Below are 14,553 nucleotides of genomic sequence, written 5' to 3'. Positions count from 1 at the left end.
GGAAAAACTGCGTGCTTTCAAGGGGATACTGAGTGAAACCCTGGCGAGCGCGCCGCAGCGTAACTTCCACTTACTTCGGCGCGGCGGCCGTCACGATCGCCGGACGCAGCAGGCGGTCGGCAATCATGTATCCCTTTTGCAGCACGGTGACCACGGTATTGGCCTCCTGCTCGGACGGCACCACGGCCACGGCCTGGTGCTTGTTCGGGTCGAGCTTCTCGCCTGCTTCCGGCATGACCTCGAGCACGCGGTTCTTTTCGAAGGCGGCGCTCAGCTGCTTCAGGGTCATTTCCACACCCTCGCGGATGGCTTCGACGGTCTGCGTCTCGACCTTCAGCGCCATTTCCAGGCTGTCGCGCACCGGCACCATGGCCTCGGCGAAGCTTTCGATGGCGAATTTATGGGCCTTGGTGACGTCTTCCTGGGCGCGGCGGCGGATGTTCTCCGCGTCTGCCTTGGCGCGCATGAAGGCGTCATGCATCTCGGCCAGCTTGGCCTCGGTGGCGCTCAGCTGGGCTTCCAGGTCGGACTCTGCGCTCGGCGGCACACCTGCCTGCCCGGCGCCGGCCTGCGCGGCCTCGGCGGCTGCATCTGCAATGGCGGCATCCGCCGGCGATTGCTGGGACACCTCTTGGTTTTCTTGGTCTTGCATCGAAAAAACTCCTAGAATCAAGGACTTGGCTTAATTGGTAACGTATCCTGCCTGACACACAGGCCCGCAGATGGGGTGATCTCCACCATTTTCAAGGGATTGCAGAGATCCCATGATGAAAATTCGGAAATTATTTGTTACAAGATTTACGGTTTCCCTGAATCATTTCCCATTGAAAAGTTTTACTCTTCCAACAAAGGTACGGCATGGGGGCCGCAGACACCTGGGAGCAGACTTCATGAGATTACAACTGATCAGCGGCGCCGTGATCCTGTACACCCTCGCGGTGCTGGTCTGGCTGTGCTACGTGGGAATCGGCGCGACGCCCTGACAACCGTTTATTTTAACAGGTTGGCAAGACGCCGGAAAATGTAGTTACTCGGATGCAACTTCTGCGCCGAGATGCGCGGCATGCTGTGCACCCACCTGGACATCGCGCCGCTGGGCCGCGCGCTGGGCCGGGGTGAGGATGGTCGGCCAGCCGATCAGGTGCTGTTCGGCGATCTCGGCCAGCCCGGTGATCCAGGCCGGCGATTCGTTCAGGCAGGGAATGTAATGGAATTCCTTGCCACCGGCGGCTTCGAAATCGTGCCGCACTTCCATGTTGATTTCTTCCAGGGTTTCCAGGCAATCGCTGGTAAAACCCGGACAGATCACGTCGATCCGTTCCAGCCCTTCGCGCGCCAGCTGTTGCACGGTCGGGGCCGTGTAGGGCTGGAGCCATTCGGCCTTGCCGAAGCGCGACTGGAAGGTGACGATGTATTCATCCGCGCCCATGCCCAGGGCCACCGCCAGCAGGCGCGCGGTCTTCTGGCATTCGCAGAAATACGGGTCGCCCTGCAGCAGCGTGCGCTTGGGGATGCCGTGGAAACTCATCACCAGCTTCTGGCCGCGTCCATGGGTCTCCCAATATGCTTCGACGCTGGCGCGCAGCGCCTCGATATAGCCTTCGTGGTCATGGTAGTGCCGGACCAGGCGCAGCTCGGGGATATTGCGGATCTTGCTGAAATAGGCGTATACGGCATCCCAGACCGAGGCGGTGGTGGTGCCGGAATATTGCGGATAGGCCGGCAGCACCACGATGCGCTCGCAATGCTCTGCCTTCAGGCGATCCAGCACTTCGGGCAGCGAAGGCGAGCCGTAGCGCATCGCCATCACCACCTTGACGGCCTCGTGGCCGCGCTCGTGCAGCATCTTGTCGAGCAGCACTGCCTGCTTCGCGGTATGCACCTTCAGCGGCGAGCCCTCGCGGGTCCAGATGCTGCGGTATTTGGCCGCCGACTTGCCCGAGCGGAAAGGCAGGATGAACAGGTGCAGGATGAACCACCAGACCTTGGCCGGGATCTCCACCACGCGCCCGTCGGACAGGAATTCCTTCAGGTAGCGGCGCACGGCCTTGCGGGTCGGTTCGTCGGGCGTGCCGAGGTTGACCAGCACGATGGCGTTCGCAGCGACGGTGCCGTGGGTGAAAGGCGGTTCTTTTCGGAATGGCATGAGCGGGGAAGGGTCAGGGGACGCCGCTATTATAAAGTGGCGTCCCCACGCCGCATATGTGTACGGCGGACAACACCGGGTCAGGTCGTGGTGTGCAGGCGCACGTCGATGTTGTTGCGCGTGGCGTTCGAATACGGGCAGACGATGTGGGCCTTGTCGACCAGGTCCTTGAGCTGGGCCGCGTCCATGCCGGGGCCGTGGATGGTCAGGTCGACTTCGATGCCGAAACCGGTCGGGATCGGACCGATGCCGACGTCGCCCTTGACGGTCAGGTCTGGAGGCAGCGTCACCTTCTGCTGGCCGGCGACGAATTTCAGCGCGCCGAGGAAGCAGGCCGAATAGCCGGACGCAAACAGCTGCTCGGGGTTGGTGCCCGGGCCGCCACCGCCGCCGAGTTCCTTCGGAGTGCTCAGCTTCAGGTCCAGCACGCCGTCGGCGCTTTTCGAGGTCCCCTCGCGGCCGCCTTGCGACGTCGCCTGGGCGCGGTACAGCACTTTATCGATGCTCATTCGAACTCCCTTCCGTGGTGTGGTGGACAAGCCAAGACTTTGCCACAGAACGGGAAATCGAGTTGGCCCGTAGGGTGGGCAATTCAGCGCGTGAACAATCGTGCCGCCGCATTGCGAGCGTGATTTGAACGCGCGGGCGGGAGGACCCGCCCACCCTACGAAGCCAGCAACTCCCTTGCATGCTTGCGCGTCGTCTCCGTAATCTCGATCCCGCCCAGCATGCGCGCCACTTCTTCCACGCGCGAGCGGTTATCCAGCACGTCGATGCGCGAGACGGTGCGCCCCTCGCCGGTCGTGCCCTTGGCCACCTGGAAGTGCTGGTTGGCCTGGCTGGCCACCTGCGGCAGGTGGGTCACGCACAGCACCTGGCGCTGCTGGCCCAGGCGTTTCAACAGCCGTCCCACCACCTCGGCGACGCCGCCGCCGATGCCGGTGTCGACTTCATCGAAGATCAGGGTCGGCGTGGTGGTCGCGTGCGCCGTGATCACGGCGATCGCCAGCGAAATGCGGGCCAGTTCGCCGCCCGAGGCCACCTTGGCCAGCGGCCGCGGCGCCACGCCCGCATGGCCGGCCACCAGGAATTCGACCTGCTCGACACCATGCAGGCCCGGCTCGCCGGGGTTGAGCGCCACGGCGAAGCTGCCGCCGGTCATGCTCAATTCCTGCATCGCGCTGGTCACGCCCTTGCCCAGCTCCACGGCCGCCTGCGCACGACGCTTCGACAGGCGCGCAGCCGCCGTCATGTAGGCCGCCCTGGATTTTTCTTCCTGCTTGCGCAGCCCGTCCATGTCGCTGGCGTCGGCCAGCTGGCGCAGGCGGGCAGCGAGGGTCGCATGTTCTTCGTGCAGCTCTTCGGGCGTCACGTGGTAGCGGCGCGCGGCGCCGTGCAGGGCTTCCATGCGGGCGTCGACCTGGCGCAGGCGGTCCGGGTCGAGCTCGACCTTGTCGATGTAGTTGTTCAGCGCGTAGACAGCCTCCTGCAGCTGGATGCGGGCCGGCTCCATGCAGTCGAGCACCGGCTGCAGGCCGGTATCGACATCGACCAGCTTGCCCAGCTTGGCGTTGAGCGAGGACAGCTGCGACAGGATCGGCTGGTCGGCTTCGGAAATGGCCAGCAGCGCTTCCTGCGCGCCTTCGAGCAGGCTGGCGGCATGCGACAGGCGGCTGTGCTCGTTGGTGATCTCGGTCCATTCGCCGGCCTTCGGGGCGAGCTTGTCGAGCTCGCTCACCTGCCACTCCAGGCGCTCGCGCTCGAGCAGCACGTTGCGCGCGTCGTTCTCGAATTCCTCGCGCTGGCGCACCAGGGCGCGCCAGGTCTTGTAGCTGGCGGCCACGGCGTCGATGTCCGCAGCAGCGGACGGATCGCGCACCGCGATCTGGTTGTCGAGCAGGGCGCGCTGCGCGTCGGATTTAAGCAGTGACTGGTGGGCATGCTGGCCGTGGATGTCGACCAGCAGGTCGCCCAGCTCGCGCAGCTGCGCGGCGGTGGCGCTGATGCCGTTGATATAGGCCTTCGAGCGGCCGGCGTTGTCGATCACCCGGCGCAGCAGCGCCCCGCCCTCTTCGATACTGAATTCGTGCTGCTCCAGCCATTCGGTCGCGGCAAGCGTGAGCGCGAATTCGGCCGTGATGTCCGCCTTGGCCGCGCCTTCGCGCACCATGCTTGCGTCGCCGCGCCCGCCCAGGGCCAGTTGCAGCGCGTCGATCAGGATCGACTTGCCGGCGCCGGTCTCGCCGGTGAACACGGAAAAACCGTACGCGAATTCGAGCTCGATGGCGTCGACAATGACGAAGTCACGGATGGTAAGTGTGCGCAGCATGAAAAATCGGGTCTCCTGTCGTGGCTCTTACGTGAGCTTGCCTTCGTTGGTCGGGTATTCGTTCCAGTGCAGCTTTTCGCGCAGCGTATGGTAATAGCTCCAGTCGCGCGGGTGCAGGAAGGTGATCGTGTGCGGCGAACGCGAAATGACGATGTGGTCGCCCAGCTGCGCGCTGGTGAAGGTTTGCATGTCGAAATTCACGCTGATGTCGCGCCCGGCCACCAGTTCGACCACGATCTCGCTCGATTCCGGCACCACGATGGGGCGGTTCGACAGCGCATGCGGCGCGATCGGCACCAGCACGATGCCCTGCAAGCGCGGATGCAGCAGCGGGCCGCCGGCCGACAGCGCATAGGCGGTCGAGCCGGTGGGCGTGGAGACGATCAGGCCGTCCGCGCGCTGGTTGTACATGAATTCGCCGTCCACGGTGAGCTTGAGCTCGACCATGCCGGCGCCGGCGCCGCGCGCCACCACGACGTCGTTGAACGCGACCGCGCAGAAGATCTGCTGGCCGTCGCGCACCACGCGCGCTTCCAGCAGCGTGCGCTCCTCGGCCCTGGCCTGGCCCTGCAAAATTTCGCCCAGGGCCGGGACCATGCGGTCGATCGGGATGTCGGTAATGAAGCCCAGGCGGCCGGAGTTGATGCCGATGAGCGGAATGTCGTATTTGGCGAGCTGGCGCGCGATGCCGAGCATGGTGCCGTCGCCGCCCATCACCACCGCGTAGCTGGCCTGCTCGCCGATCTCGGCGACGCTCATGGCCTCGATGCCGTCCGTTCCCAGGTGCGCCGCGGTATCGGTTTCATACACGACCCGGTAGCCGGAGGCGGCCAGGAATTCGGTCAGGCGCCGCACCGGCTCTTCGATGCCGGGGGTGTTTTGCCGCACCACGAGCGCGATGATTTGTTGCGGTTGGGACGTCACGGGCATGGGTCTCGGGCGGTTGGGACAGGACTAGTGAGATTAACCGATTAGCGGCTGCGATAGAAGGTTCGGCTACGCGCGCCCGGAATGACTGTACAAATAAACAGTATAGCGGGGACGGCGCGTAACCGGCAAGTCGGCAGTTGCGGGACAGCGGGTTTAGTTGACCAGGACCAGGCCGACTGCCATCACGACGGCCGCCACCAGGCTCAGCAGGTGCAGGGCCACCAGTGTGACCCAGCGCAGCGCCGTGACGACGCGCCCGCCGCCATATACCCGCCGCATCGCCGTGGGCAGGTAGAGGACCAGCCAGGCCAGCAGCACGAAGCGCACGAAATTCCAGCCGTCCGCCAGGATGAACAGGCTCAGCATGAAGAAGGCGAAAGCATTGCTGTGCAGGGCGAACAGGAAATGCTCGCCGTAGCGCCGCCCCGATCCGAGATAGAGCAGCTTCAGGTAGAGCGCGAAGACCGGCATCAGGAGGAAGATCGCGTAGGGGGCGTAGCTGAAGAAGGCACTTGTTGCTGCCGCGCTCTTTTGCTCACTGGGCAGCGCGAGGAATTTCTCGGCGCCCTTGCCCAGGCGCGGACTGATTGCCCCGAGCTCGCGCACGACATCGCGTTCGAATTCGGTACGCGGCGCGGTAAGCGCTGGCGCGCTTGCCGCCGGCCGGGCATTGGCCGGCGCGTCGGTCTCGTTCTCCATGATCTGCACGCCACTGAGCTTGACCAGGAAGAAAAAGATGATGGAAAAGCTCAGGTACAGGCGCAGCGGCTCGACATAGCGCACGCGCCGGCCTTCGATGTATTCGCGGGTCAGGAAGCCCGGCTTGAACAGCAGCAGCATCAAGGAGCGCCACAGCTTGCCTTCCAGCGCCACGTAATGCGAGAGGAATTCATGCAGGAATTCGCGCGCGCTCGGCACGTGCAGGTGGGTCGCCTGGCCGCAGGCCTGGCAGAAGTTGCCGCAGGTAGAAGCGCCGCAGTTCTTGCAAGTGCCGGCGTGCTGCTGGAAGTCGAGGGCTTCGGTCGTCAAGGTGCCAATCCGCAAAGGTCGTCGAAGACGCCATGTTAGCGGGACAATTGCAAAAAAGCATCACGCATTTACACACGGGCCCTTCCACGCCACTTCCAATTGCGCGACTCCATCGGCGGCGCACGGTTAGGATTCAGTCAACTGCTATGCAAGGAGATGCACATGGTCACCGAAACCAAAGACCGCTTCGTCAACACGAAAGCACCGATCGAAAACGATGGCGTCAAACGCCAGCCCCACGAGCGTGACGAAACCCCGGACGCGCAAGACCAGGCGCCGCGCGGCGTCATGAAGCAGGCCGCCGAAGACCTGGCCCAGGGCCTGCAGAACACCGACTGCTACGGCACCAATGGCCAGGGCCTGGACCAGGCCGTCGACCCCAAGGCAGGCGCCACCGGCCAGGCCAAGCCCCTGCCCGACCGCAACGAATCGATGCGCAAGCACGATACGGCGAACGATCAATCCGACAAGAACAACCTCTAAGGAAATGCAATGACCATCAAACGTAAGGGCAGCGCCGTCTGGAGCGGCGGCCTGAAAGACGGCAAGGGCGCGGTCTCGACCGGCAGCGGCGCACTCAAGGACAATCAATACGGCTTCAACACCCGCTTCGAAGACGGCCCCGGCACCAATCCCGAAGAACTGATCGGCGCCGCCCACGCGGGCTGCTTCACGATGGCGCTGTCCGGCCAACTGGGCCAGGCCGGCCTGACCGCCGACGAGCTGCGCACCACGGCCACCGTATCGATGGAAAAGGTCGAAGGCGGCTTCTCGATCACCGCCGTGCACCTCGACCTGGTGGCAAAAATCCCGGGCGCCAGCCAGGAAGCTTTCGACAAGGCCGCCACCACCGCGAAGGAAAACTGCCCGGTGTCGAAGCTGCTGAATGCGAAGATCACGCTGAGTTCGAAACTGGAAAACTAAGCCGATCCACTTGAACTGACGTAGGGCGGGCGGGTCTCCCGCCCGCGCGTTCAACTGGCCGATGAGCAATCACGCAGTGGGCCGGAGCCCTGCACGATCAGCCAGCACCGCATAAAATGGCTGCTTTCCCGCATTCCCAGAAAGACACCCATGCGCATCCTGCACACCATGCTCCGCGTCGGCAACCTGCAGCGTTCGATCGACTTCTACACCAAGGTACTCGGCATGAAATTGCTGCGCACCAGCGACAATCCCGAGTACAAATACACCCTGGCCTTCCTCGGCTACGGCAGCAACCCCGATCACGCCGAACTCGAGCTGACCTATAACTACGGCGTCGACAGCTATGACATGGGCACGGCCTACGGCCACATTGCCATCTCGGCCGACGACATCTACGCCACCTGCGACCAGGTACGCGCGAACGGCGGCAACATCACCCGCGAGCCGGGGCCGGTCAAGGGCGGTTCCACCGTGATCGCCTTCATCACCGATCCGGATGGTTACAAGGTCGAGCTCATCGAGCGCAAGGACCATGCGGCGGGCAGTGGCTTGAGCAGCTAAGAAGGCAGCGCCCGTTTCATTGTAGGGTGGACGGCTCCGCCGTCCGCGCGTTCAACCACCGTATGAATCACCGCTCCATTTGTTCATATTCGGTCTGAACGCGCGGGCGGGAAAACCCGCCCACCCTACGAACATCAGGCCAGCGGATCGATCACAAACGCCGGCATCCTCTCATTCCCCTTGGCGCACGCCAGGAATTTATCGGCGGTGGCCAGCGCTTCGTTGATGGTCACGTCCATATCCAGGTAACGGTAGGTACCGAGACGCCCCACAAAGGTCACGTTCGGCTCCTCGTTCGCCACCTTCACGTAGCGCTCGAGCTGCTCCTTGTCGCGCGCCTGGCGGATCGGGTAGTACGGAATATCCTTCTCTTCGCACTGGCGGCTGTATTCCTTGTACAGCAGCGTCTTCTCGTGCTGTTCCCACGGCGAGAAGTGCTTGTGCTCGGTGATGCGGGTGTAGGGCTGCGCATTGTCGCAGTAGTTGATCACCGCATTGCCCTGGTAGTCGCCGGTATCGCGGAAGACTTCGAAGTCGAGCGTGCGGTAAGGCAGGCGGCCTTCGGCGTGGTTGAACCAGGCGTCGATCGGGCCGCTGTAGAACACGTGCGCGTACTCGTCTTTCTGGGCCGGGTCGAAGCGGGTGTTCAGGTGCACGGTCACGCCCGGCACGTCGAGGATCTTCTCGACCAGCGAGGTGTAGCCGTCTTCCGGCATGCCCTGGTATTTGTGGTTGAAATAGTTGTCGTCGTAATTGAAGCGCACCGGCAGGCGCTTGAGGATGCTGGCCGGCAGTTCGGTCGGCTGCATGCCCCACTGCTTGACGGTATAGGTCTTGAAGAAGGCTTCATACAACTCCTTGCCGACGAAACGCAGGGCCTGGTCTTCAAACGTCACCGGGTTCTCGATCGTCTTGTCGCCGAGCGAGGCCAGGAATGCCTGGGCTTCGGCCGGGCGGAAGGTCTTGCCGAAGAACTGGTTGATGGTCAGCAGGTTGATCGGCAGCGTGTAGACGCTGTTGTTGGTGATCGCCTTGACCCGGTTCACATAGGGCATGAAGCGGCTGTAGCGGTTCACGTATTCCCAGACACGCTCGATATCGGTATGGAAGATGTGCGGACCGTAGATGTGCACCATGACGCCGGTCTCGGCGTCGCGTTCGGAGTGGCAGTTACCGGCAATGTGGGGACGCGATTCGAAAATCTCGACCTTGTAGCCGGCCTGCGCCAGCTCGCGGGCAATGACGGCCCCGGAAAAACCGGCGCCGACAATCGCGATATTCTTTTGCATGTTTTTTCCTTAGGGAAGTGGATTCTTGACTCCGCGCACGGGTGACAGGCGGGCTGGGGCGGCATGTCACAGGGGGAGTGCTTAACGTTGTCAGTTTATCAGCTTTATGAAAAAACCCACGCTCGCGTTACTTGTCGTGCGCCAACTATTTGTCTGTAAAATCAAGGACTTAAATCATTCCCAAAAGCAAAAGCCCGAACCATTTCTGACCCGGGCTTTTCATGTTTGCTGGCGCAGGCTGGGCCTGCGCAGGTGTTAGTTGGCGAGCAGGTTGTTCACCGCCGCCAGGTCCGCTTCGCGCAGCGAGCCGGAAGCCGCCTTCAGGCGCAGGCCATTCAGGATGGTGTCGTAGCGGGCACGCGACAGGTCGGTGCGGGTCGAGTACAGCTGGCGCTGCGCGTTGAGCACGTCGATATTGATGCGCACGCCGACCTGGTAACCGAGCTTGTTCGATTCCAGTGCCGACTGGCTCGACACTTCCGCCGCTTCCAGGGCCCTGACCTGCGCCATGCCGCTGTTCACGCCGAGATAGGCCTGGCGCGCCTGCAGGGCGGCCTGGCGGCGCGTTGCCTCCAGGTCGTTGCGCGCCTTGTCTTCCAGGGCGATCGATTCGCGCACGCGGCTGGTCACGCCGAAGCCGTTGAAAATCGGGACGGCGAACTGCACGCCGATGCCGTTGTTCTTGGCGACACCCGAGTTGTTGAGCTGGCCGCCGACGTCGCGACGGGTCGAGGCCGCCACCAGGTCGAGGGTCGGGTAGTGGCCGGCGCGGTTGCGCGAGATTTCGCGGCGCGCCAGTTCCACCTGCAGCTGCGACACGGTCACGCCATAGTTCTGGGTCTCGGCCGAGCTGACCCATGGGTCAGGCGAGGCTGGCGATGGCGGGGCCAGGGTGATGCCGGCCTTGAGCGGCGCCAGCGTCCCCGGCGAGGTGCCGATGATCGCCTGCAGGGCATTATTCTTGTTGTCCAGGTCGTTCACTGCCGCGAATTCCTGGGCAATGACGAGGTCATACGCCGCCTGCGCTTCGTGGGTGTCGGTGATGGTCTGGGTGCCGACCTCGAAATTGCGCTTGGCCGATGCCAGCTGCTCGGTCACGGCGGTCTTCTGGGCGCGGGTCGATTCCAGCTTGTCCTGGGCTGCCAGCACGTCGAAATAGGCCTGCGCCACGCGGGTGATCAGGTCTTGCTGGGCCTGGGCAAATTGCGCCTCGGCCACGGCCTGCTGCAGCTTGCTCTGCTGGTAGGTCTGCCATGCGGCCCAGCGGAACAGCGGCTGGGTCAGCGCCAGCGTGTATTCGGTGGTGCGCACGTTCGAGCCGCTGGAAACTACCATGGTCGGCGCGCCCGTGATCGGATTGGGGACGGTTTGCCCCACGTTCCATGGGGTGTTGTCGGCGTCGTTCTTGATGCTGCTGCCGGTGATGCCCACCGTCGGCAGCAGGCCTGCGCGCCCCTGTGCGATCCGTTCCCGCCCGGCAGCCGCCGACGCGCGTGCGCTGGCAAACGTGGCGTCGTTGGCCAGCGCCTGCTGGTACACCTGGACCAGGTCGGCCGCGCTCGCACTCAGCGACAAAAAGGCGCTGGCAACCAGCACGGCGATAAGGGGTTTCTGCATTGCATTCTCCACAGGAGTCATCAAAAGTTAGGATGCAGGTCAGTACTTCGGCATCGAAGGATCGACCTGTACGGCCCAGGCGTGTACTCCGCCCGTCAAATTCGTTACGTTCGTAAATCCGTTACGTTCCAGGAAGGCCGCCACCTGCATGCTGCGCGCCCCATGGTGGCAAATGCAGACGATCTCGCGATCGTCGTCGAGTTCGCCTACCCGGATCGGAACCAGGTGCATCGGGATCTGGGTCGAGCCTGCGATATGGCAGGTGGCGAACTCCCAGTTCTCGCGCACGTCCAGCAACAGCGGCTGCCCGGCTGCCTGGTCGGCCAGCCTTGCGGCCAGCTCGGGTGCGGTCAGGTGCTGCATCGCGTCCTCAGAACTGGAAGCGCGATGGCGTCTGCGCGCCCGTCAGCGTCTTGACATTGGTCTCGAACAGCTTGACCGTGTCGTACGCCGTTTCCGATACGCGGGTGATGATGTTGAAGCTCATCGCCGGCGCGTCGCCCAGGATCACCGCCAGGCGGCCACCCACTTTTACCTGCTGCAGCAGCGCTTCCGGCAGCACCGGCAGCCCGCCCGACACCACGATCACGTCGTAGGGCGCGCCCTTGGCCCAGCCTTGCGCGCCATCGCCCAGTTCGACGGTCACGTTGGTGACGCCGGCCCTGGCCAGGTTCTGCTCGGCCAGCGCCTTGGTTTCCGGCAGGATCTCGACGGTGGTCACGTGGCGCGCCTTGTGCGCCAGCAGTGCCGCCATATAGCCCGAGCCGGCGCCGATCTCGAGCACGTTCTCGTGCTTCTTGACCGCGATCTCCTGCGCGATGCGCGCTTCGACCTTCGGGTTGAACATCGCCTCGCCGCCCGGCAGCGGGATTTCGACGTCGGCAAACGCCAGGTTCTGGTACGCAGCCGGCACGAACCCTTCGCGCTTGACGACGTGCAGCAGGTCGAGCACGTCCTGGTCAAGCACGTTCCAGGGGCGGATCTGCTGTTCGATCATGTTGAAGCGGGCTTGTTCGATATTCATCTGAGTTCTCGGTGGAAAAATAAATAATCCGATATTTTATCGTTGAACGGCCTCAGGACGCACATCTTAGCGATGGGCTTCCCAAGACAGGGGAAATTGCGACAGTCTGCAGTTTAGAGGGGTTGAACGCCAAAAAACCGACCGATTGGCGTAACTGGCAACTTATTTGGCGCGCGGAAGCAGGCCGTGCAGGGCCATGTCGAGGAAGGCGTCGATGAAGGCCAGCGGCTGCAGCTCATGGGCGTCGCAGGGCGCCACTGCTGAATGTTTCCAGGTATTGAGCATCATCATCGGCGCAATCAGCACCTGGGTCAGCTGCGGGATATCGATGTTGCGGAACTCCCCGCGGCTGACGCCACGCTCGAGCATGCTCGAAATCATGCGGGTGCCGCGCCGGGTGACTTCTTCCTGGTAGAACTTGGCCAGCTCGGGGAAATTACCGGCCTCGGCCAGGATCAGCTTGCTGATGCCGGACGCCTTGCTCTGGCCGATGCGGGCCCACCAGCTCAGCATGACGTTACGCAGCAGGTCGGCGCTATGGCCTTCGAATTCGGCGACCGAGACCTCGGCCTCGCCCAGGAAGGGAACGATGCTCTCGCGCACGACCGCCTTGAAGAGCTCTTCCTTGTTGGTGTAGTACAGGTAGAGCGTGCCCTTGGAGACCCCGGCCCGGCGGGCCACGTCTTCCAGCCGCGTGGCGGCGAAACCGCGCTCGACGAACAGATCGATGGCAGCAGCCAGGAGCTCCTGGGGACGGGCATCCTTGCGGCGCTCCCAGCGCGGCTTGCTGTCGATTGAGCATTCCATGTTACTGCCTAGAAACCAAATGAAGAGCCATCGAATATAGACGGGGCTTGTCACTCAGTCAAGCAATCGTTGCGAGATCGAAACTGTCAATATAAACAGGTATTTACGTGCATCGGGCGTCCGGGCAGGTATACTCCTGCCTCCCATGACCGCCCTACTTTCCCCCGCTACCATGCAATGCCGCGACCACTGCGGCGCCTGCTGCACCGCGCCCTCGATCACCAGCCCGATCCCCGGCATGCCCAACGGGAAGCCGGCCGGCGTTCGCTGCGTTCAATTGGCTGATGACAACCGCTGCCGCATCTTCGGCAAGCCGGAGCGGCCGGCGTTCTGTGGCGGCTTGCAGCCTTCGGCGGAGATGTGTGGCAGCAGCCGCGAGCAGGCGATCCGGTGGCTGGACGAACTGGAACGGGCGACTGCGCCTTCGTGACAAACGGAGTGTGCTCAGGCCGTTGCCGGCTTGCCGCTCGCCTGCTGCACGCGCTGGAACAAGCCGCCCAGGGTCAGGCCTTCGTGCCAGATATCGTCGAGCATCAGGCCGTATTTGTCGCGCAGGGCCTTGGCGAGCAGCTCGATTTCGGCCGCGTCGGGCAGCCAGCGGGTCGGATTGACCGCGCGGTAGATGCCGAGCACTTCGTCATCCGGGCGGAAATGCGATTGCTCGCTTTCACGGAACGAAAAGGCGGACACGAACAGGGACAGGAAGTCGCGGATGTCCTTGCGCGAGGCGCCAGGGAATGTGCTGCGCCAGGCCCGGCCCTGGTAGGGGCGGTAGCGCAAGTGGTTGGGTTTGTGCCAACCGTGGAATGCGGCCCAGGCAAGGGCAGCAAGGATCAGGACAACGAGAAGACTCATGCAGGGATGAGGACAACAAAAATACTCATGCGCTTGAGTGTAGCACGCGTTTTCCGCGGCGGCGCACGAAACAATTTCGTTGCCCTGACGCCTGTTGTAACCCGGCGGCAAGGCGCGCGCGGTACAATCTTGCGCCGGACACAGCTGCAGAGCGGTCCATTCCGATATCACCGCATCCACCCACACTGACTGTTACGCATTCATGGATATTCTTCTCGCCATCAAGGCGATCATCATGGGCCTGGTCGAGGGCTTTACCGAGTTCCTGCCGATCTCGTCCACCGGCCACCTGATCCTGGCGGGCAGCCTGCTCAATTTCACCGGCGAAAAGGTCAAGGTCTTCGAGATCGCGATCCAGGCCGGCGCCATGCTGGCCGTGATCTGGGAGTACCGCCAGCGCATCGCCACCGTCCTGTCCGGCCTCGGCTCGGACCGGAAGCAGCAGAAATTCGTGGCCAACCTGATCATCGCCTTCATCCCGGCGGCCGTGCTCGGCTTCCTGTTCAACAAGATGATCAAGGCGGAACTGTTCGCGCCGGTGCCGGTCGCGACCGCCTTCATCGTCGGCGGCCTGATCATCTTGTGGGTGGAACGCCGCCAGGCCGCCAGCAACCGCCCGGCACGCGTCGAAAGCGTGGACGACATGGGCTTCGACGACGCGCTGAAAGTCGGGCTGGCGCAGGCCTTCGCACTGATCCCGGGCACCAGCCGTTCCGGCGCGACCATTATCGGCGGCATGCTGTTTGGCCTGTCGCGCAAGGCGGCCACCGAATTCTCCTTCTTCCTGGCGATCCCGACCCTGCTGGCGGCCACCGTGTATTCGGTGGTGAAAGAGCGCCACCTGCTGTCGATGGCCGACCTGCCGATGTTCGGCCTGGGTGGCCTGGCCGCGTTCGTCTCGGCCTTCCTGTGCGTGCGCTGGCTCCTGCGCTACATCAGCACGCACGACTTCACGATCTTCGCCTGGTACCGTATCGTATTCGGTATTCTCGTACTCGTGACCGCGCACTTCGACCTCGTCCAGTGGGCCGAATGAGCG

General features: G+C 63.4%; 17 protein-coding genes. 5 read left to right on the top strand and 12 right to left on the bottom strand.

The annotated features are described in order from the left end of the window. Window positions 1-70: 70 nt before the first annotated feature. The 6 genes from grpE to AC56LR_RS13875 all read right to left on the bottom strand — a co-directional run bounded on the left by grpE (window position 71) and on the right by AC56LR_RS13875 (window position 6,434). Window positions 71-652 (bottom strand): nucleotide exchange factor GrpE, encoded by a 582-nt coding sequence (gene grpE / locus AC56LR_RS13900; protein ID WP_497131194.1) that lies wholly within the window; start codon window positions 650-652, stop codon window positions 71-73. A 375-nt stretch (window positions 653-1,027) separates the two neighbouring features. Then, window positions 1,028-2,146, bottom strand: coding sequence for a ferrochelatase (hemH, locus tag AC56LR_RS13895; RefSeq protein ID WP_497131192.1), 1,119 nt, complete (start codon window positions 2,144-2,146; stop codon window positions 1,028-1,030). Between the two features lie 80 nt (window positions 2,147-2,226). Further along, on the bottom strand, window positions 2,227-2,655 hold the full coding sequence (locus AC56LR_RS13890) for an organic hydroperoxide resistance protein (protein WP_497131190.1): 429 nt from the start codon (window positions 2,653-2,655) through the stop codon (window positions 2,227-2,229). A gap of 155 nt (window positions 2,656-2,810) precedes the next feature. Beyond that, the gene (gene recN / locus AC56LR_RS13885) at window positions 2,811-4,475 is read right to left on the bottom strand and encodes a DNA repair protein RecN (RefSeq protein ID WP_497131189.1); all 1,665 of its coding nucleotides are present in this window, start codon (window positions 4,473-4,475) and stop codon (window positions 2,811-2,813) included. Window positions 4,476-4,502: 27 nt separating this feature from the next. Further along, entirely contained in the window at window positions 4,503-5,405 is a 903-nt protein-coding gene (locus tag AC56LR_RS13880) for an NAD kinase (RefSeq protein ID WP_497131187.1), read from the bottom strand. A 153-nt stretch (window positions 5,406-5,558) separates the two neighbouring features. Next, a complete protein-coding gene (locus tag AC56LR_RS13875; RefSeq protein ID WP_497131185.1) occupies window positions 5,559-6,434 on the bottom strand; it encodes a DUF3667 domain-containing protein in 876 nt (291 codons plus the stop codon). 162 nt (window positions 6,435-6,596) lie between these two features. Between AC56LR_RS13875 and AC56LR_RS13870 the strand changes: the two genes are divergently transcribed. The 3 genes from AC56LR_RS13870 to gloA all read left to right on the top strand — a co-directional run bounded on the left by AC56LR_RS13870 (window position 6,597) and on the right by gloA (window position 7,922). Then, window positions 6,597-6,917 (top strand): hypothetical protein, encoded by a 321-nt coding sequence (locus AC56LR_RS13870; RefSeq protein WP_497131183.1) that lies wholly within the window; start codon window positions 6,597-6,599, stop codon window positions 6,915-6,917. A gap of 9 nt (window positions 6,918-6,926) precedes the next feature. Next, the gene (locus AC56LR_RS13865; protein WP_497131181.1) at window positions 6,927-7,358 is read left to right on the top strand and encodes an OsmC family protein; all 432 of its coding nucleotides are present in this window, start codon (window positions 6,927-6,929) and stop codon (window positions 7,356-7,358) included. A 150-nt stretch (window positions 7,359-7,508) separates the two neighbouring features. After that, on the top strand, window positions 7,509-7,922 hold the full coding sequence (gene gloA, locus AC56LR_RS13860) for a lactoylglutathione lyase (protein WP_497131179.1): 414 nt from the start codon (window positions 7,509-7,511) through the stop codon (window positions 7,920-7,922). Window positions 7,923-8,056: 134 nt separating this feature from the next. Here the strand turns inward: gloA and glf are convergent, their stop codons facing one another. The 5 genes from glf to AC56LR_RS13835 all read right to left on the bottom strand — a co-directional run bounded on the left by glf (window position 8,057) and on the right by AC56LR_RS13835 (window position 12,659). Then, window positions 8,057-9,211 (bottom strand): UDP-galactopyranose mutase, encoded by a 1,155-nt coding sequence (gene glf, locus AC56LR_RS13855; RefSeq protein ID WP_497131177.1) that lies wholly within the window; start codon window positions 9,209-9,211, stop codon window positions 8,057-8,059. A 255-nt stretch (window positions 9,212-9,466) separates the two neighbouring features. Further along, window positions 9,467-10,828, bottom strand: coding sequence for a TolC family outer membrane protein (locus tag AC56LR_RS13850; RefSeq protein WP_497131175.1), 1,362 nt, complete (start codon window positions 10,826-10,828; stop codon window positions 9,467-9,469). 39 nt (window positions 10,829-10,867) lie between these two features. Further along, the gene (locus tag AC56LR_RS13845) at window positions 10,868-11,191 is read right to left on the bottom strand and encodes a rhodanese-like domain-containing protein (protein ID WP_497131173.1); all 324 of its coding nucleotides are present in this window, start codon (window positions 11,189-11,191) and stop codon (window positions 10,868-10,870) included. Between the two features lie 7 nt (window positions 11,192-11,198). Next, entirely contained in the window at window positions 11,199-11,852 is a 654-nt protein-coding gene (locus AC56LR_RS13840) for a protein-L-isoaspartate O-methyltransferase family protein (RefSeq protein ID WP_497131171.1), read from the bottom strand. A gap of 162 nt (window positions 11,853-12,014) precedes the next feature. Next, entirely contained in the window at window positions 12,015-12,659 is a 645-nt protein-coding gene (locus tag AC56LR_RS13835; RefSeq protein ID WP_497131170.1) for a TetR/AcrR family transcriptional regulator, read from the bottom strand. Between the two features lie 145 nt (window positions 12,660-12,804). On the opposite strand from AC56LR_RS13835, the gene AC56LR_RS13830 reads away from it, so the two are divergent. After that, window positions 12,805-13,089, top strand: a complete 285-nt coding sequence (locus tag AC56LR_RS13830; protein ID WP_497131169.1) for a YkgJ family cysteine cluster protein — start codon at window positions 12,805-12,807, stop codon at window positions 13,087-13,089. 14 nt (window positions 13,090-13,103) lie between these two features. Here AC56LR_RS13830 and AC56LR_RS13825 read toward each other — a convergent pair whose 3' ends face one another. After that, entirely contained in the window at window positions 13,104-13,514 is a 411-nt protein-coding gene (locus tag AC56LR_RS13825) for a hypothetical protein (RefSeq protein ID WP_497131168.1), read from the bottom strand. A 202-nt stretch (window positions 13,515-13,716) separates the two neighbouring features. Between AC56LR_RS13825 and AC56LR_RS13820 the strand changes: the two genes are divergently transcribed. Continuing rightward, a complete protein-coding gene (locus tag AC56LR_RS13820; protein WP_497131166.1) occupies window positions 13,717-14,550 on the top strand; it encodes an undecaprenyl-diphosphate phosphatase in 834 nt (277 codons plus the stop codon). Window positions 14,551-14,553 lie beyond the last annotated feature (3 nt).

The sequence above is a fragment of the Telluria sp. ZT3P39 genome, from assembly GCF_059685935.1.
Note: the sequence above shows the minus strand (reverse complement) of the source record. Positions and strands in the feature narration are given on the sequence as shown.